The following is a 16,678-nucleotide window of genomic DNA, read 5'->3' as shown; positions in this document are numbered from 1 at the left end:
CGGCGCGCCTGCACCGGCTACGCCAGGACTGTGCTCATTCGCAACAAATTGCGCCGGAACAAGCTGCGCGACGGTTCAGGGATGGAAGACGTAACGGCGTTGGCGCCGCTCGACCAGCTTGACGGCCACCTCGCCCGCTTCGGCCATGGCGTCCGCTTCCGTTGTAAACTGGTGGTCGGCCGACACCCGGCGCTTGCGAACCAGATTCATCCGGTGCATGGGATTGGGCGAAGGGGCATAGATGGCGACGTAGGCGCCCCATAGCTTGCAGCCAGGCAAGCGCTCTGCCGTGTAATTCACCTCATAAAAATCAACATACTTTATCGGCACGATGTTCGCTCCAAAAATGACATGGCCGGACAGCTTGTCTCTACGGACTGACGCGGTGAGGGTAAAACCATGCGCTCGCGATTGCTCAGGATACTCAATTCAGCTCTCTTTTTATAACGCGGCACAGGAGAAAAAGATGAATGACTACATTATCTTCATGCACGACGACACGGAAACACCGGTGGACGTCGCCACCTCAGCCTGGGAAGACTACTTCGCCATGCTCAGGGCCAGTGGCCGCTTCTGCGGTGGCAGTTCCATCGGGCCCGGTATCTGCGTGCACCAGTCCGGCCAGGCGAGGCCGGTCACGCCACACTTGTCAGGCTATCTACGTGTGCAAGCTGAAAGTATAGACGATGCAAAAAAATTGTTAATCGGAAACCCCGTACTGAACGCAGGGGGAACGGTGGAAATTCGCGAACTGCCGCGCGACTGACGCGGCCTGTCTGGCGCCTATTTTCCCGCCGCGGCCGCGGGATGCATGGACCAGACGACGCTGAGGATTTTCCATAGTCCGTCGCGCTTGACCATCTGCCACGCTTCCACGCCATAGTTGGACAATTTGTCGCCGACGAGGAATTCATAGTCGAAGTTGACCCACGCTACATGGCGGTCCTGGGTGATCTTGACGTTGTAGAATTTTTCTTCCGTGCGCTGCGGTTCGCGCTTGATGAAGTTGGCGAAACCGACATAGCCGGCCGCCCCGATGCCGTCGAAGTGGACGTCCGTCGTGTCGCGCATTTTCTTGATGAAACCGTCGTCGGCCGGCGAGGCGAACAGGATGTTGGTGTGCAGCATCAACGACGACAGCAGCTTGACATCCTTGGCGATCAGGGCCGCCTGGAAGTCGGCGACGACTTTTTCGATGGCGCGGATATCCTCGGGCGTGGAGGCGTGGCGTCCCACGTGAGGCGGCGCAGCTGGCGCAGTCTGCGCCAGCGCCATGCCTGCTGAAAACAAGGAACATCCGAACAATACCGCGCTTGCCAACTTGTGCATGAGGGACTTTCATGGCGAACCGCTCGCCGGGCCGGCACGGGGCGTGCCGCCGGCAAGCTTATGTCAACCATGGCAGATTGGCAATCCCTCTTTGGAACTAGAGGAGAGCCTGACTCAGACAGCCAGGGCTTCGATCGAGGCGCGCCCCTTGGCGATCGCGCTGCTGACGGCTTCCTCGCCCATGGCCACGCCTTCGGCTTGCACGAACTCGATATCGATGATGCCGATGAAGCCCAGCGCCGTGCGCAGATAGGTGCTCAGGTAGTCATACGCGGCGCCCGGGCCTTCGCTGTAGACGCCGCCGCTGGCCGTGAAAATCACCGCTTTCTTGCCCGTGGCCAGGCCGACCGGGCCCGTCGCCGTGTACTGGAACGTGCGTCCCGCGCGCGCCACGTGGTCGATCCACGCCTTCAGGGTCGAGGGCACGGAAAAGTTGTACATGGGCGCGGCCAGTACCAGCACGTCGGCGGCCAGCAATTCATCGACCAGGATATCGGACAATTGCACGGCCGCTGCCGCCTGCGCGCTGCGCTGTTCAACTGGCGTGAAGAAGGCGCCCATCACTTCTTCCGTCAGGTGCGGCACGGGCTGCGCCGCCAGGTCGCGTGCAACGACGCTGGCGCCTTGCGCGGCAAGTTTGTCGACGAATTCGCCGGACAATTGACGCGACAGGGAACCGCTGTTGCGCACGCTGCTATTGATGTACAAGACTTTGCTCATGAAATGCTCCTTCGAAAACGGTAGACTGGAATGCCGCATCGCGGCCCTTGCACACAGCATAGTTCGGGTCTACCATCGATGAAACCGTATAAATATAAATGATTAGCATCGAATTTCTAGATATGGAGTCACCATGAGAGAACCGGGCCAGCCTTCGCTCGACCAGTTGCGCGTGTTCGTCGCCGTCATCGACGCGGGCGGCTTCGCCCACGCGGCGCGCCAGCTGCACCGCACGCAGTCGGTGATCAGCTACACCATCGCCAACCTGGAAGAACAACTGAATGTGGTGCTGCTCGACCGCGGCAAGCGCAAGCCCACCCTGACGGATGCGGGCAAGGCCTTGCTGGCCGACGCGCGCGCCGTGGCCCTGAAGGTGGACGGCATGCGCGCGCGCGCCAAGGCGCTGGCCGGCGGACTGGAAGCGGAAGTGTCGGTGGTGGTGGACGTGATGTTTCCCACCTGCGTGCTGGTGCGCGTGCTCGAAGCGTTCCAGGCGCAGTTCCCCACGGTCGCCCTGCGCCTGCGCATCGAGGCCATGGGCGCCGTGGCGCAGCTGGTGATGGATGGCAGCTGCCACATCGGTCTCGGTGGCTGGATGACGGCCACGGCCAGCGTCTTCGAGCGCCTCGCCGTCGGCCACGTGCGCCTGATTCCCGTGGCCGCCCCCAGCCACGCGCTGGCGCAGCTGGCAGGGCCGATTGCCTCCAGCGTGGCGCGCGAACACGTGCAACTGGTGCTCAGCGACCGCAGCGTGCTGACGGAGGGACAGGATTTTGGCGTACTGGGATTGCGCAACTGGCGCCTGGGCGACCTCGGTTCCAAGCACGCGCTGCTGCGCGCGGGCCTGGGCTGGGGCAACATGCCCGAAGCGATGGTGCGGGAAGACCTGGCCGAAGGCCGCCTGGTGCACCTGCCGCTGGCCGTCGACAATGGCGAGAATTACCCGATCTACCTGATCCAGCGCGCCGACACGCCGCCGGGCCAGGCTGGCAAGTGGCTGACGGAGCGGTTTGCGGAGCAGTTGCCGCTGCTGGCGCAGGGGTTTTAGAAAAAGTGGGCCACAGGTATGATTGGCCCCCAACGGCAGACACTGGGGTCGGTCCCTGCGGGATCGCAACCCGTCCCATTGGGACGGGCTGCCCCTGAGGGTCCGACCCCGGCCTTTACTTGGGTCAACTTTTAATTACAAGGATTCACATGGCCGGCATCGACGACTTCGTCAACAAGCAAAAACCTGGCGCGCGCTTCGTCATCACGGCGCAGATGCTGCGCATGACGCCGCAGCAGTTCGACTCGCTGGCGCAGGAATGGATGGAAGACGGCGGCCCCGGCTTCGACGTGGCCGGCATCCCGCACCGGGTCGTCGTCAATGGGCAATTCTATATCGGCAGGCTCACCGTGCAGCGGCACGGCGAGCCTGCATAAGGACTACTCGACGCCCAGCACGTGCAGGCGGCGGCGCAAACGCGCCACTTCTTCCGACAAGTCGACCACCAGCGCGGCCAGTTCGGCGTTCGCGTCGAACACGGATTCAATTTCGTGCAGGCGGCGCGCGCGCACCAGGTCCAGGCTCGTGAAGCGCCAGGCCGTCAGCTGCCCCGCCGGCGGGCCGTCCTGCAGCAGCACGCCCGTCTGCACGTGCTGCACCACCCAGTCCGGTTCCACGGCGCAGGCGCGCGCCAGTTCTTCCAGGCTCAGGGCACGGTCTTCGAGCAATTCGCCAATTACCTTGTTTGTCATGATTTACCCTCCCAGCTTCTGGCGCGGATTGAAAGCCATCTCGCGCGCCATGGTTGCATACAGTTCGCGCGCCTTGTCGTCGTTCGCCGGCGGCAGCACCACTTCCAGCAGCAGATACAGGTCGCCCGGCTGGGCGGCGGGAATGCCGCGCCCTTTCAGGCGCAGCTTGCGCCCCGTCTGCGAATTGGGCGGCACGCTGACGGACACCGTGCCAGATGGCGTGGGCACGTCGATCTCGCCGCCCAGCGCCGCTTCCCATGGCGTGACGGGCACCGTCTCGAACACGTCGCGCCCTTCCACCTTGTAGCGCGCATCGGGCCGGAAGCGGATCTCCAGGTACAAATCACCGGCGGGAGCGCCGCCGCTGCCGGGATTGCCCTGCCCTTTCATGCGCAGCTGCTGTCCTTCCGTGACGCCTTTCGGTATCGTCACTTCCAGGGTACGCTCGCGCGTTACCACGTGGCCTTGCGCATCCGCTTCGGGCACGCGCATGACGATGTGGCGCTTGGCGCCCTGGTAGCTGTCCTGCAGGTCGATGGTGATGGCCGCGTGGCTGTCCTCGCCCTGCATCTGGAAGGTGCTGTTGGCGCGGCGCCGGCCGCCCACGTGGGCGAACAGGTCGGCAAAGAAATCGCTGTCGTCGGCGCCCGACGATTCGTAGCCCGAACCCCAGTCCGGCGGCGGACGGAAGGGCTGGCCCTGCGCGCCCTGGTTACGGCCCAGTTCATCGTAGGCGGCGCGCTTTTCCGCGTCGCCCAGCACGCCGTAGGCTTCGTTGAGGGCCTTGGTGCGCTTGTCGGCGTCCGGTTCCTTGCTCACGTCGGGATGGTATTTGCGCACCAGCTTGCGGTACGCCTTCTTGATCTCGGCCTCGGTCGCCGTCTTCTCGACGCCCAACTCCTTGTAGTAGTCCTTGTATTCCACCGTGCTTGCTCCCCATGGTTGAACTGCCTATGGGAAGAGTACACGAATTGGCGCCGACAGCGCGTGCGCACAATACAACACCGCCCGCGGGGCACGGGGCGCGCGGGCGGTGAAAATGGCAGCGGAAAATGCCTAGCGCACGCGGCGCACCGAGGAAATGCGGCGGTCCAGGCCTCCATGCAGGCGGCCATAGCTGCCCGGCCCCATCACCACGCAGCGGCCGCGGAAATTGGCATCGACGCAGAACTCCCACCGGCCGTAATTGACGACGATCGATTCGGCGCGGTCGTTGAAGCCATAGCGGTTCAAGTCATGCACTTCGCGGTCCAGGCGCACGGGCCGGCCGCGCATGCCGGCGTCAGGGAACATCAGCACGGCGCCATTCATGTCGGGACGGTGTCCGCCGCCGTGGCCGGGATAGCCGGGATAAGGACGCTCCGGCTCAGGACGCGGAGGGCGCGGCGGATAGGGACGGTGATCGCCGCCATGGCCCGGGCGGCCCGCTTCGCGCACCGAAGAGATGGCGTCGTTCATACCCGGCATGCTGCTGTAGCGGCCAGGTCCCAGGGTGCGGCAGTTGCCCCGGTAATTGGCGTCCTTGCACACTTCCCAGGTGCCCGAGCGCACGATCACGCTGGAGGTCTTGTCGTTAAAGCCCATGCGCGACAAATCTCCCGCGTCAGAACGCAGGGTGACGGGACGGCCGCGGAAACCGGCGTCCTCGAACAGGGTGATTTCGCCCGCGGATGCGGCAAGGGGGGCGAGGAAGGTGGCGGCGCACAGCAGCGCGGGGCGGAAAGATCGAACCATGACAACTCCAATACTGAGACATTTTCGCCAGTGTAGTCCAGGCGGCAGGCGGCGAGTGTAACAAAGGGCAAGCAAATGTCAGCACACGGCTGGGAATGTAAAAGCCGCCTGGCGGGGCATTCCCGGCAGGCGGCCTGTCAGCACGGCGTCAGGACGCGGTCAGCGGACGCGGCGCAGCGAGGAAATCTGGTTTTCCATGCCATTCAGGCGGCCATATTCGCCCGGCCCGATCACTTCGCAGCGGCCGCGGAAGTTCGAATCGCTGCACACTTCCCACTGGCCCTCGTTGACGACGATGGACGAGGCGCGGTCATTGAAATTGAGACGCACCAGGTCTTCCGTGCTGCGATCCAGCGTCAGCGGTTCGCCGCGCATGCCCGCCTCGGGGAACAGCAGGACGGCGCCGCGCTGCTGGTACTGCGGCTGCTGGTATTGCGGATACTGCTGCTCGTACTGCGGCCGCTCATACTGCTGCTGGCGGCGCGCTTCGCGCTCGTCGACCATGCGCGCCGAGGAGACGCGCCCGTCAAGGCTGCGCCCCAGGTCGTCGTGACGGCCGGGGCCGAAAATGCGGCAAGTGCCCTGGTAGTTCGAGTCGCTGCACAGCTGCCAGTAGCCGTTATGGATGACGATGCTGCTGGTGCGGTCGTTGAAACCGATGCTGACGAAATCGTCCGTGTCGCGGTTCAGGCGCGCCGAGCCGCCATTCTGGCCCGCGCCCGAATACACTTCCAGGCTGCCGCCACGGCCATAGCCGCCATGGCCACGGTCTGGGTCGCGGCCCGGGCGTCCCGGATTGTAGCCATCGCCGCGCCCCGTTTCGCGCACCGAGGTGATGGCGTCGTTCATGCCTGGCAATGAGCGGTATTCGCCTGGCCCCAGGCTGCGGCAATTGCCGCGAAAGCCGGAGTCCGTGCACACATCCCAGGTACCCGAACGCACCATGATGCTGGACGCCTTGTCGTTGAAGCCCTGGGGCGACAGGTTGTCCGTCGTTTCGCGCAGGGTCACGGCGCGGCCACGGAAATTATCATCCTCGAACAGGGTGATCTCGCCCGCATGGGCGCCCAGGTGGGTGAACAGGACGGCGCTGGAAAACAGCGCCAGTTTCAGGCTAGGGGATATCATTCTCAACTCCAGTTAATTAATCGTTATTCTTCATGCATTGCGGTGCCGTGTCAACGCAGGCGGCGCAGCGAGGAAATGCGGCCGTCGAGTGCATCAAGCGTATTGTAGATACCGGGCTCGAGGATCTCGCAGCGACCACCGTAATGCGCATCGGCGCACACTTCCCAGTCGCCGGCATTGATCACGATGGAATTGGTCTGGTCGTTGAAGTTCATGCGTACCAGATCGCTCACATCGCGATTCACCGGCAGGCCGCGTCCCCCCATATGAGAGCGCGGGTACAGCAGCAGCATCGGGTCTTCGCTGGCCGGCTGGTTTTCCTCGCGCGGGTCAACCAGGCGTGCCGATGACGTCTTGCCTTGCAGATTGCGTGGCAACTCGTAGCTGCCCGGGGCATACACTCGGCAGCTGCCATGGAAATTGGAGTCACTGCACAGTTGCCAGTAACCGTGGCGCACGCGAATGCTGGCGGAGCGGTCATTGAAGCCGATATCGACAAAGTCGTCGCGGTCGCTATTGATGTCGACCGAGGCACCGCGCTGCGCCGAGGTATCAAACACTTGCAGCGCCGCACCGCGTTCGCGCTCGCGTTCTCGCTCTGGCGGTGGCCGCGACGTTTCTGGCGACGGCGACACTTCTGGCGAGGATGGCGACGGCGCGGATGGCGTTTCGGGCCGGCTGCCGCCGCCCCTGCCGTCCGCCAGGCGCACCGAGGAAATCTTGTCGTTCATGCCGGGCATCGAAGGGTAATCGCCGCGCTCGAACGTCTTGCATGCGCCCTTGAAGTTGGCATGCGCGCACACCTCCCAGCGGCCCGAAGCAACCTTGATGCTCGACACCTTGTCATTGAAATTCATGCGCGACAAATCGTCCGTCGTGTCGCGCAAGACCACCATGCGGCCCTTGAAATTATCATCGGTGTACAAGCTGATTTCAGCGGCGTGCGCCGACACATGGGCTAACAGCGCACTGGCACACAGCAGCGCAAGACTCAGCGGACGATTCATCGGGTGGTCTCCAGTACCGGTAAAGGTCAATCAGTGATCGACATGACAACTGATGCCAGTGTAACCATCCGCAGAAAAAAACGGTGTAACAAAGTATGGGAAAAGCACAATAAATTGTTACCAAAAGCAATAACCGGCCCCGGCAGGGACCGGCCGTTCTTGCCCGCTTGGCGTCAGCGCACTTCGCGCACGGACGAGATGCGGTTGCTCATGCGCTCCAGGCTCGCGTATTCACCAGGGACCAGTGTCCGGCAACGGCCGCGGAAATCCACGTCCTCGCACACTTCCCAATAGCCGGAGCGCACGCGCACGCTTTGCACCGTATCGTTGAAATCGCGCTCGCGCAAATCGGCCGAGGCGTTGCGCACGGTCAAACTGCGGCCGGCGAAATCGTCGCGCGTATAGAAGGTCAGTTCGCCGCCCAGCGAGCGCCCTGGCAAATGGCCGTGCTCACGGTCGCGGTCCCGGCGGCCGTCCCAGTCGCGCCCGCGGTCACGGTCACGATCACCGTCGCGATCGCGGCCCGGATGACCACCCCAGCCGCCGCGCACTTCGCGCAGCGAGGTGATTTTGTTGGCGCGGCCATCGAGCGAGGGATACTCGCCCGCCTCCAGCAGGAAGCAGGCGCCGCGGAAATCGGCTTCCTCGCATGCTTCCCAGCGGCCCGAGCGCACGCGGATGCTTTGCGTCGTGTCGTTGAAACGGAGGTCTTCAAGGTCGGCGACGGCATCGCGCACGGTCTGCGAGCGGCCGTGATAATCGTCGCGCGAATACAGGGTCAGTTCGCCGGCGCCGGCCAGTTCGGCCGTCATGGCGGCGCCCAGCAACAGGGCGCAATTCAAGGCTTTCTTCAACATGGTCTTACTCCATAGTCAGGGTACTGCGGTTGACTATTTGGTCATTTTGCCAAATAGAGCACGCAGTCTATCCGCGACCGGCCCACTTAGCTGTAACAAATGATTACCGCGCCCGGCGCCCCTCCGGGCATCTCCCGGGAGCGGCGGCGGACAAGCACGGCGAATGCCGGTAGAATCTTGTGTTTAGTCAAGCTTGCCGCCCATGCCACACACTACCTCGTTCACCCTGCCCGCCATCCGCACTGAAGTCTCGTCTCTGTGGAAGCTGGCCTGGCCCATCCTGATCGGCCAATTGGCCACCGTCGGCATGGGCGCGGCCGACGTGGCGATGACGGGCCATACGAATCCCGAGGAACTGGCCGCCGTGTCGCTGGGCGCGGCCATCTGGTCCATCGTGCTCGTCACCGTGAGCGGCATCATGATGGCGATCAATACCCTGGTGGCGCATGAAATCGGCGCCGCGCGCCACGACCGGGTGCCGCACATCGTGCGCCAGTCGCTGTGGAAGGCGCTGCTCGTGGGCCTGGTGGCTTGTTTGCTGACGAACATGGCGGCGCTGGTGTTCGACCACCTGATGCTGGAACCCGCCGTGGCGGCCAAGGCCAAGCTGTTCGTGCACATCATCAGCTGCGCGCTGCCGCCGTTCGCCGCCTACCGCGCGCTGTACGGCTACAGCACCAGCATCAACCAGACCAAGCCCGTGATGGTGATCGCGCTGGCCGCGCTGGGCCTCAATATCCTCGTCAACTACCTGCTGATCTACGGCCACTGGGGCATGCCGAAGATGGGCGGCGTGGGCTGCGCCGTGGCCACCACCTGCTGCGTATGGATGATGCTGCTGGCCATGCTGGCCTGGATCAGGATCGCCCCCGCCTACCGCGCCACGTATCCGTTCACGCACTGGGAATGGCCGCAGCTGTCGTCCATCGGCCCCATGCTGCGCCTGGGCCTGCCCATCGGCGTGACCTATTTTGCCGAAGTGAGCGCCTTTGGCGTCATCAGCCTGCTGGTGGCGCGCTTCGGCGTGATCCAGGTGTCGGCGCACCAGATCGCCCTGAATTTCTCGTCCGTCGTCTTCATGGTGCCGCTCACGTTCGGCATCGCGCTGGTCACGCGCGTGGGCCACGCCGTGGGCGAAGCCAATCTGCGCCGCGCCCGCTTCATTTCCTGGGTGGGCGTGGCCATGTCGCTGACGGCGGCCATCGTCTCGGCCACCCTGATCACCGTGTTCCGCCACCAGATCGCGCAAGCCTACACGTCCGACCCGCAGGTGCAGGCCCTGTGCGCGCAGCTGCTGCTGTTCGCCGCCCTGTTCCAGCTGTCCGACGCAACGCAGGTGGCGACGTCCTGCGCCATCCGCGGCTACAAGGTGACGCGCCAGCCGATGCTGATCCAGTTGCTGGCGTTCTGGGGCTTCTCGCTGCCGATCGGCTACGTGCTGGGCCTCGCGCCGTCAAGCTTCATCTGGTCGCCGGCTGAGCCGATGGGCGCCGCCGGTTTCTGGATCGGCCTCGTCACGGGCCTGACGGTGGCGGCCGTGCTGCTGACCTGGTATTTGAACCGCCTGTCGCTGCAGCGCCTGCGCGCAGCCCGATAAGCCAGCGAGGAAGCCGCCATGCCGCAACAACGCCCCTTCAGGCAAGTCGATGTCTTCAGCAGCGTACCGTTCCTCGGCAATCCGCTGGCCGTGGTGCTGGGCGCCGATGGCCTCGATGAGGCGCAGATGCAGGCCATCGCGCGCTGGACGGGCCTGTCGGAAACCACCTTCGTGCTGGCGCCGCGCGACCCGGCCGCCGATTACCGCGTGCGGATTTTTTCGCCCGAGATGGAATTTCCGTTCGCCGGCCACCCGACCCTGGGCACGGCGCACGCCCTGCTCGATGCGGGCATGCAGCCCAGGGGCGCGCGCATCGTGCAGGAGTGCGGCGTCGGCCTGGTGCAGATAGAACGGGGCGCCGGCGGCTTGCTGGCGTTCCAGGCGCCGCCCTGCACCGCGCGCACGCTCCCCTCTGCGCTGCTGCCGCTGCTGCAAACGGCGCTGGGCGGCACACCCGCCGCTGGCGCCACCGTCGCCGACATGGGCATCCGCTGGCTGTGCGTGCCGCTGGCCAGCGCCGCCGCCTGCCTGGCCGTGCGCGCCGACATCGCCGCGCTGACGCCCTTGCTGGCCGCCGCCGGCGCCGACGGCCTGGCGCTGTACGGCCCGCACGGCGCAGGCGGGCCGGCCGACTACGAAGTGCGCGCGCTGCTCAGCGAGCATGGCGCGCTGGTCGAGGATCCCGTCACGGGCAGCGCCAACGCCTGCATCGCCCACCTGCTGGCGGGCGCCGACTACCGCGTGCGCCAGGGTACCTGCCTTCAGCGCGACGGCCGCGTGTCCGTCAATTTCCGCGATGGCCACGCCTGGATAGGCGGCGCATGCCTGACCGTGGTCGCAGGGTCGATATTGGCCTGACCAAGCAAAGCGCCATGGAATGGGCGGCGCTTGGATATTTTTGACGAAGGAAATATGGCCAGGAACGCCATATTCCGTGGCATGGGCTATCGCATAAACAGGCACGCTCTGGTATCGTCTTACGCTTAGGCAACGCTCAAGCTCGCCTTAACATGCAGTGCCCTTCCCTTCCAACTACCGAGACATCCATGCGTTTTATTCTTTGTTTCCTGGCCGCGATGGCCAGCGTTCCCGCATCGGCTGAAAAGCTGACCCTGGAACGCATCCACGCCGATCCGGCGCTGGCCGGCCCCGGCGTGCGCAACCTGAAGGTCTCGCCCGACGGCGAGCGCGTCACGTTCCTGCGCGGCCGCGCCGACAACCAGTTCCAGCTCGACCTGTGGGAATTCAAGCTGAAGGACAAGAGCACGCACCGCCTGGTCGACTCGAAGGCGCTGGTGCCGAATGAAACGATTTCGCCCGAAGAGCAGGCGCGCCGCGAACGCGAGCGCACGGCCAGCCTGAACGGCATTCTCAGCTACAGCTGGTCGCCGGACGGCAAGCAGCTGCTGGTGCCGCTGGCCGGCAATCTGTACCTGGTCGACGCGGCCCACCCGGACAAGGCGCGCCTGGTCGCCAAGGGCAATGTGCTCGACCCGAAAATCTCGCCGAAAGGCCGCTATGTGTCGTTCGTGCGCGACCAGAACATCTATGTCATCGACCTCAAAACAAACAAGGAACGCCAGTTGACGACGGACGGCAAGGGCACCATCCGCAACGGCGAAGCCGAATTCGTGGCGCAGGAAGAAATGGGCCAGCGCACCGGCTACTACTGGGCCCCCGACGATTCCGCCATCGCCTATAAACGCTATGACGAAACACCGGTGCCCGTCGTGCGCCGCTTCGAAATCTTCGCCGACCGCACCGACGTCGTCGAGCAGCGCTACCCGGCTGCCGGCGACCCGAACGTGCTGGTGCAACTGCTGATCGTCTCGCCGGAAACGGGCGCGCAGCGCCAGGTGGACCTGGGCACGAACCCGGACATCTACCTGGTGCGCGCCGACTGGAGCGCGGACAGCAAGTCGCTCGTGTACCAGCGCCAGTCGCGCGACCAGAAGACGCTGGACCTGGTCGCCGTCGATGCGGCCACCCTGGCGCAGCGCACCCTGCTGACGGAAACGTCGACAACCTGGGTCAGCATCCATGACGACCTGCGCTTCCTGTCGAACGGCACCTTCCTCTGGTCGTCCGAACGCACGGGCCGCAACCATCTGTATTTGTACGACATGGGCGGCAAGCTGCTGCACCCGGTCACTTCCGGCGCATGGGGCATCGACAGCGTGCTGGCCGTGAACCAGAAGACGGGCAAGGTGTTCGTCTCATCGAACCGCGACGCGGTGATCGACAAGCAGACCTACGCGCTGGCCCTCGATGGCAGCACGGCCGACAAGCCGCAGCGCGTGACGAAAGCCGATGGCTGGCACGACACGACGTTCTCGCGCAATGGCGAAGTCTTCGTCGACACGTATTCCGACCCGGCCACGCCGCCGCAAGTGAGCATCCGCCGCCCGGACGGCGCCATGGTGGGCTGGCTGGAAGAAAACGCGCTGAACGCCAGCCACCCATACGCGAAATACAAGGCGGACCACCTGCCGACGGAGTACGGCACCCTGAAAGCCAACGATGGCCAGACGCTGTATTACTCCATCGTCAAGCCGTCGAACTTCGACGCTGCCAAACGCTACCCCGTCTACCTGTCGACGTATGGCGGCCCGCACTCGCAGCACGTGGCTCGCCGCTGGGGCAACAACTTCGACCAGTACATGGCGCAGCAGGGCTTTGTCGTCTTCCGCCTCGATAACCGCGGTTCGTCGCGCCGCGAGCGCGCATTCACGGACGCCATCTACCACAACCTGGGCGCGGCCGAAGTGGCGGACCAGCTGGTCGGCATCGACTGGCTGGGCAAGCAAAGCTTCGTCGATGCAAAACGCATCGGCGTGTTCGGCTGGAGCTACGGCGGCTTCATGACCCTGCGCCTGCTGTCGGCGGCCTCCGACAAGATCGCCATGGGCGTCTCGGTGGCGCCCGTCACCGACTGGTCGCTGTACGACACCCACTACACGGAGCAATTCCTCGGCATGCCGAAGGAAAACGTCGATGGCTACAAGGCCAGTACCGTGTTCGCCCACCTCGACGGCCTGAAGTCGCCGCTGCTGCTGGTGCACGGCATGGCCGACGATAACGTCCTGTTCAGCAACAGCACGCGATTGATCGACGCGCTGGTGAACCGCGGCGTGCAATTCGACCTGATGACGTATCCGGGCGCCAAGCACGGCATCTCGTCGCGCGCGGGCCAGCGCCACGTGTACAAGAAAATCGAGATGTTCTTCAAGCAGAACCTGGGCGTAGCGAAGTAAAGCGCGTCCACAAATAAAAACCGCCGCCTGTCTCGCGACAGGCGGCGGTTTTTTTATGCTGGAGCAAAAATTATGGCTTGCGCGTGACGGTTTCCACCGCGTCTTTCACATCGCCAACCTTCTTCTGCACTTTGCCTTCGACCTGGTTTGCCAGGCCCTTGGCTTGCTGTTCTTCGCTGCCGACGACTTTGCCAGCGGCTTCCTGGATTTTACCGCCGACTTCCTTCAGTTTACCTTCGACTTGATCTTTGTTCATGATGGATCCTCACTGTAGTTGGTACATCTGTTGTCCGGCCCCGAAGGGCCGGTACTGCGGCTCACACGCTGTTGCAAACTGCTTGCTGCGTGTCGATGTATCCATAGTACGCAAGGGGGATCAAAGGCTCTGTACGGTTCCTAACACATGCTCAATTTGCGCCAATATCGGCGATCACACGGGCTTGCGCCAGACGGTGGCCAGCCACGGCTGCTGGTCGCGCGGCAAGCCGGGCGGGCGGTAGTACTGCTCGATCAAGGTAAAACCGGCCGCCTGCACGTAGTCGGCCCACGTCGCTTCGTCGTGATAGCTGCCATAGCGCGCGCCATTCCAGCCTTCCTGGTTCTGCCCGCGCGGGTTCGAGCTGAACAGCACGCCACCGGGCTTCAGGCACGCGTACAAAGCGCGCAGCACGCCGGGCAAGGCGGCGCTGGGCACGTGGAACAGCACGGCATTGGCAAACACGCCGTCGAAGTGCGCCGCGGGCAGATCGAGGTCGATGAAATCCTGCTGCCAGACAGTGCAGCCGCTGTAGGCGCGCGCCATCTCGACGAAGCGGGGACAGCCATCGACGCCAGTGGCATGGTGGCCCATGGCCGTGAACGCTTTCAGATCGCGGCCAGGGCCGCAGCCCAGGTCGAGAATATCCAAGGGCGCCGGCTTGCCGATGGCCCCCAGCAGCGCGGCGATGTTCTGGCTGACGTCGTGGTCGCGCGTGCCTTCGAAAAACTGCTCGGCACTGGCGTCGTAATGAGCCAGGGTGCGATGGGTGATGGCGTGGATGGGGTCTTGCGGTGGGGTTGGCTTCATGGCGGTCCTGTCGATATGTGCCGCCATTTTACGGTGCCAGCGCACTGCGCGCTGGCACCGCTTTATAACCTACCAGACGCGCACGCGCTGTTCCGGCGCCAGATACAGCTGCTGCCCCGGCTGGACGTCGAAGGCCGGGTACCAGGCGTCGAGGTTGCGCACGGTGGCGGCCCGGTATTGCGCCGGCGCATGGCCATCCGTGAGGATTTGCTGGCGCGCCGCCGCTTCGCGTGCCTTGCTGCGCCAGCTGACGCCATAACCCGTGAAGAAATCGCGGTCCGCATCCGCCTGCACCGGCTTGCCCTGCTGCGACAAGGTGAACGCGTCATGCGCGGCCGCCACGCCGGCCAGGTCGGCCAGGTTTTCGCTCAGAGTCAGCTGGCCATTCACGGCCAGGTCGGGAAACGGCTTGTAGGCCGCGAACTGCGCCACCAATTGCTTGGATGCGGTCTGAAAATGCGCCAGGTCGGCTGGCGTCCACCAGTCGCGCAACTTGCCCTGGGCGTCGAACTGGGCGCCCTGGTCATCGAAGCTGTGGCTGATCTCGTGGCCGATGGTGGCGCCGATGCCGCCATAGTTGGCCGCATCGGATGCCTGGGGGTCGAAGAATGGCGGCTGCAGGATGGCGGCCGGAAAGTTCAGCGCATTTTGCAGCGGCAGGTTGACGGCATTGACCAGCTGTGCCGGCATGGCCCAGGCCTTGCGGTCAGGCGACTGGCCCAGCTTGGCCAGCTCCTGCCGGTAGTGGAACTGTTCCGCCCGCTGCACATTACCCAGCGCATCGCCGCGCACCACGCGCAAGCCCGCATAGTTGTCCCAGCGTTCCGGATAGCCGACGCCCACGTACAGGGTCTTGAGTTTTTCCTGCGCCTGCGCCTTGGTGGCCGGCGCCATCCAGTCCAGCTTGTCGATGCGGCGCGAGAAGGCGGCGACGATATTCGTCACCATGTCTTGCACGCGGGCTTTCGATTCAGGCGGGAAATAGCGCTCCACGTACAGCTTGCCGACGGCGTCGCTCAGAGCCGCGTTGGTTGCCGCCAGCGCACGCTTGCTGCGCGGCGACTGCTGCGGCGTGCCGCTCAGGGCGCTGCCGTAGAAGGCGAAGCGCTGGTCGGCGGCGGCCTTCGGCAAGGTCGTGCTGAAATGGTTGATCGCGTGGAAGGCGAGGAAATCCTTCCATGTGGCCAGCGGCACGCTCGCCACCAGCGCCGCGCTGCCCGTCATGGCCGTCGGATGCCAGACGATGAAGTCCGCCTGCCTGCCCAGGCCGGCCGCCTGGAAGAAGGCCTTCCAGTCCAGGCCAGGCGCCTTGCTGGCGAAGTCGGCGGCACGCCACGCGTTATTGCCCTTGGCGACATCGGCCGAATCCTCGCGGCTGGCGTGGCTCGCGGCAATTTTCTGTTCCAGCGCAAACACGCGCGCAGCACGGGCCGGCGCATCGCTGTATCCGGCCTGCTTGAGCATGGCGGCGATATGCGCCTGGTAGCCCGCGCGCAAGCCCTGCATGCGGGCGCTGTCCCCCTGGTAGAACGCGCGGTCGGGCAAGCCCAGCCCGCCCTGTAGCAGGTAGGCCACGTTGCGCGTGGTGTCGTTCAAGTCTTGCGCCACCCACAGGCCGAACAGGTTTTCCGTATAAAAATTGGTGGCATTGAGCGGATCGACATCGGCGCGCAAGCTCTCGCCCAGCGCGCGGGCCAGCCCTGCCTGGTCGCGTATGCCATCGATCTTCTTCAGCAGCGGCTTGATCGGCGCCCAGCCTTTCGCTTCGATAGCTGACTCATCCATCCAGGAACGGTAGAAATCGCTGACCTGGCGCGCCGATGCATCCGCCTGCGGCGCCGCCGCCAGGCCTTCGACGAGGGCGATGATGCGCTCGTTGGTCGCATTGGCGAGGATGGCGAACGAACCCCAGCTGCTGCGGTCGGCGGGAATCTCCGTGCCGCGCAGCCAGTCGCCATTCACGTAATCGTAGAAATCGTCGCCGGGCAAGACAGCCGTGGGTGCCGCCATCGCGGCGGCAGGACTGGCGGCCGCCTCCTGGCCATGCGCGTGGACGGCCCCCCCGGCCAGAGCGATGCCGGACAGGGCCAGCGCCATGGCGCGCTTGCGCCAGGAAGCAGGGAAAGAGGAAGCGGCAGCAGTGACAACGCGCATGGTGATCCTTTCAGGCAAAGTAACGACAGTAGTATGCAAAATCATAACGCGTTTTGAAGCGCCGCAACACATTCCCCTGTCACCACGACGCC

General features: G+C 64.5%; 18 protein-coding genes. 6 read left to right on the top strand and 12 right to left on the bottom strand.

The window, feature by feature from the left end; genetic code table 11:
- Nucleotides 1-75: 75 nt before the first annotated feature.
- Nucleotides 76-330, bottom strand: coding sequence for a hypothetical protein (locus IGS58_RS19170; RefSeq protein WP_034781908.1), 255 nt, complete (start codon nucleotides 328-330; stop codon nucleotides 76-78).
- Between the two features lie 136 nt (nucleotides 331-466).
- On the opposite strand from IGS58_RS19170, the gene IGS58_RS19165 reads away from it, so the two are divergent.
- Entirely contained in the window at nucleotides 467-766 is a 300-nt protein-coding gene (locus IGS58_RS19165) for a hypothetical protein (protein ID WP_092611522.1), read from the top strand.
- Nucleotides 767-783: 17 nt separating this feature from the next.
- Here the strand turns inward: IGS58_RS19165 and IGS58_RS19160 are convergent, their stop codons facing one another.
- Together IGS58_RS19160 and IGS58_RS19155 are read right to left on the bottom strand one after the other, a co-directional pair.
- Nucleotides 784-1,290 carry a nuclear transport factor 2 family protein gene (locus IGS58_RS19160; protein WP_230522403.1) on the bottom strand — a complete coding sequence of 169 codons (507 nt, stop codon included), beginning with the start codon at nucleotides 1,288-1,290 and terminating at the stop codon, nucleotides 784-786.
- Nucleotides 1,291-1,443: 153 nt separating this feature from the next.
- The gene (locus tag IGS58_RS19155; RefSeq protein WP_230522402.1) at nucleotides 1,444-2,049 is read right to left on the bottom strand and encodes an FMN-dependent NADH-azoreductase; all 606 of its coding nucleotides are present in this window, start codon (nucleotides 2,047-2,049) and stop codon (nucleotides 1,444-1,446) included.
- Nucleotides 2,050-2,182: 133 nt separating this feature from the next.
- On the opposite strand from IGS58_RS19155, the gene IGS58_RS19150 reads away from it, so the two are divergent.
- Nucleotides 2,183-3,097 carry a LysR family transcriptional regulator gene (locus tag IGS58_RS19150; RefSeq protein ID WP_230522401.1) on the top strand — a complete coding sequence of 305 codons (915 nt, stop codon included), beginning with the start codon at nucleotides 2,183-2,185 and terminating at the stop codon, nucleotides 3,095-3,097.
- A gap of 149 nt (nucleotides 3,098-3,246) precedes the next feature.
- Nucleotides 3,247-3,474 (top strand): hypothetical protein, encoded by a 228-nt coding sequence (locus tag IGS58_RS19145; RefSeq protein ID WP_034781896.1) that lies wholly within the window; start codon nucleotides 3,247-3,249, stop codon nucleotides 3,472-3,474.
- A gap of 3 nt (nucleotides 3,475-3,477) precedes the next feature.
- Here the strand turns inward: IGS58_RS19145 and IGS58_RS19140 are convergent, their stop codons facing one another.
- The 6 genes from IGS58_RS19140 to IGS58_RS19115 form a co-directional block, all read right to left on the bottom strand.
- Entirely contained in the window at nucleotides 3,478-3,789 is a 312-nt protein-coding gene (locus tag IGS58_RS19140) for a MerR family transcriptional regulator (protein WP_034759737.1), read from the bottom strand.
- Between the two features lie 3 nt (nucleotides 3,790-3,792).
- Complete coding sequence (locus IGS58_RS19135) at nucleotides 3,793-4,713, bottom strand: DnaJ C-terminal domain-containing protein (RefSeq protein WP_034781891.1); 921 nt, start codon at nucleotides 4,711-4,713, stop codon at nucleotides 3,793-3,795.
- 132 nt (nucleotides 4,714-4,845) lie between these two features.
- On the bottom strand, nucleotides 4,846-5,523 hold the full coding sequence (locus IGS58_RS19130; protein WP_230522400.1) for a beta/gamma crystallin-related protein: 678 nt from the start codon (nucleotides 5,521-5,523) through the stop codon (nucleotides 4,846-4,848).
- 159 nt (nucleotides 5,524-5,682) lie between these two features.
- Nucleotides 5,683-6,651: a beta/gamma crystallin-related protein gene (locus tag IGS58_RS19125; RefSeq protein ID WP_230522399.1), complete on the bottom strand. Its 969-nt coding sequence runs from the start codon at nucleotides 6,649-6,651 to the stop codon at nucleotides 5,683-5,685.
- 50 nt (nucleotides 6,652-6,701) lie between these two features.
- Nucleotides 6,702-7,658: a beta/gamma crystallin-related protein gene (locus tag IGS58_RS19120; protein ID WP_070282564.1), complete on the bottom strand. Its 957-nt coding sequence runs from the start codon at nucleotides 7,656-7,658 to the stop codon at nucleotides 6,702-6,704.
- A 173-nt stretch (nucleotides 7,659-7,831) separates the two neighbouring features.
- Nucleotides 7,832-8,515: a beta/gamma crystallin family protein gene (locus IGS58_RS19115; RefSeq protein WP_034781882.1), complete on the bottom strand. Its 684-nt coding sequence runs from the start codon at nucleotides 8,513-8,515 to the stop codon at nucleotides 7,832-7,834.
- A gap of 202 nt (nucleotides 8,516-8,717) precedes the next feature.
- Here IGS58_RS19115 and IGS58_RS19110 point away from each other — a divergent pair, with 202 nt between their 5' ends.
- The 3 genes from IGS58_RS19110 to IGS58_RS19100 all read left to right on the top strand — a co-directional run bounded on the left by IGS58_RS19110 (nucleotide 8,718) and on the right by IGS58_RS19100 (nucleotide 13,366).
- Nucleotides 8,718-10,112 (top strand): MATE family efflux transporter, encoded by a 1,395-nt coding sequence (locus IGS58_RS19110; protein WP_230522398.1) that lies wholly within the window; start codon nucleotides 8,718-8,720, stop codon nucleotides 10,110-10,112.
- Between the two features lie 18 nt (nucleotides 10,113-10,130).
- Nucleotides 10,131-10,970 carry a PhzF family phenazine biosynthesis protein gene (locus IGS58_RS19105; RefSeq protein ID WP_230522397.1) on the top strand — a complete coding sequence of 280 codons (840 nt, stop codon included), beginning with the start codon at nucleotides 10,131-10,133 and terminating at the stop codon, nucleotides 10,968-10,970.
- A gap of 188 nt (nucleotides 10,971-11,158) precedes the next feature.
- Complete coding sequence (locus tag IGS58_RS19100) at nucleotides 11,159-13,366, top strand: S9 family peptidase (protein ID WP_230522396.1); 2,208 nt, start codon at nucleotides 11,159-11,161, stop codon at nucleotides 13,364-13,366.
- 70 nt (nucleotides 13,367-13,436) lie between these two features.
- On the opposite strand, the gene IGS58_RS19095 is transcribed toward IGS58_RS19100, so the two are convergent.
- From IGS58_RS19095 to IGS58_RS19085, 3 genes are all read right to left on the bottom strand, one after another.
- Nucleotides 13,437-13,622 carry a CsbD family protein gene (locus IGS58_RS19095; protein WP_034759763.1) on the bottom strand — a complete coding sequence of 62 codons (186 nt, stop codon included), beginning with the start codon at nucleotides 13,620-13,622 and terminating at the stop codon, nucleotides 13,437-13,439.
- A 174-nt stretch (nucleotides 13,623-13,796) separates the two neighbouring features.
- Entirely contained in the window at nucleotides 13,797-14,432 is a 636-nt protein-coding gene (locus IGS58_RS19090) for a class I SAM-dependent methyltransferase (protein ID WP_230522395.1), read from the bottom strand.
- 69 nt (nucleotides 14,433-14,501) lie between these two features.
- Nucleotides 14,502-16,586, bottom strand: coding sequence for a M13 family metallopeptidase (locus IGS58_RS19085; RefSeq protein ID WP_230522394.1), 2,085 nt, complete (start codon nucleotides 16,584-16,586; stop codon nucleotides 14,502-14,504).
- Nucleotides 16,587-16,678 lie beyond the last annotated feature (92 nt).

It is taken from the genome of Janthinobacterium sp. EB271-G4-7A (genome assembly GCF_020858075.1).
Classification (GTDB): Bacteria; Pseudomonadota; Gammaproteobacteria; order Burkholderiales; family Burkholderiaceae_D; genus Janthinobacterium; species Janthinobacterium lividum.
Note: the sequence above shows the minus strand (reverse complement) of the source record. Positions and strands in the feature narration are given on the sequence as shown.

Coding starts and splice junctions, on each gene's coding strand:
- IGS58_RS19165 (WP_092611522.1), top strand. CDS start 467: ATGAATGACTACATTATCTTCATGCACGACGACACGGAAACACCGGTG.
- IGS58_RS19095 (WP_034759763.1), bottom strand. CDS start 13,622: ATGAACAAAGATCAAGTCGAAGGTAAACTGAAGGAAGTCGGCGGTAAA.
- IGS58_RS19130 (WP_230522400.1), bottom strand. CDS start 5,523: ATGGTTCGATCTTTCCGCCCCGCGCTGCTGTGCGCCGCCACCTTCCTC.
- IGS58_RS19155 (WP_230522402.1), bottom strand. CDS start 2,049: ATGAGCAAAGTCTTGTACATCAATAGCAGCGTGCGCAACAGCGGTTCC.
- IGS58_RS19090 (WP_230522395.1), bottom strand. CDS start 14,432: ATGAAGCCAACCCCACCGCAAGACCCCATCCACGCCATCACCCATCGC.
- IGS58_RS19105 (WP_230522397.1), top strand. CDS start 10,131: ATGCCGCAACAACGCCCCTTCAGGCAAGTCGATGTCTTCAGCAGCGTA.
- IGS58_RS19100 (WP_230522396.1), top strand. CDS start 11,159: ATGCGTTTTATTCTTTGTTTCCTGGCCGCGATGGCCAGCGTTCCCGCA.
- IGS58_RS19145 (WP_034781896.1), top strand. CDS start 3,247: ATGGCCGGCATCGACGACTTCGTCAACAAGCAAAAACCTGGCGCGCGC.
- IGS58_RS19120 (WP_070282564.1), bottom strand. CDS start 7,658: ATGAATCGTCCGCTGAGTCTTGCGCTGCTGTGTGCCAGTGCGCTGTTA.
- IGS58_RS19140 (WP_034759737.1), bottom strand. CDS start 3,789: ATGACAAACAAGGTAATTGGCGAATTGCTCGAAGACCGTGCCCTGAGC.
- IGS58_RS19150 (WP_230522401.1), top strand. CDS start 2,183: ATGAGAGAACCGGGCCAGCCTTCGCTCGACCAGTTGCGCGTGTTCGTC.
- IGS58_RS19115 (WP_034781882.1), bottom strand. CDS start 8,515: ATGTTGAAGAAAGCCTTGAATTGCGCCCTGTTGCTGGGCGCCGCCATG.
- IGS58_RS19110 (WP_230522398.1), top strand. CDS start 8,718: ATGCCACACACTACCTCGTTCACCCTGCCCGCCATCCGCACTGAAGTC.
- IGS58_RS19125 (WP_230522399.1), bottom strand. CDS start 6,651: ATGATATCCCCTAGCCTGAAACTGGCGCTGTTTTCCAGCGCCGTCCTG.
- IGS58_RS19085 (WP_230522394.1), bottom strand. CDS start 16,586: ATGCGCGTTGTCACTGCTGCCGCTTCCTCTTTCCCTGCTTCCTGGCGC.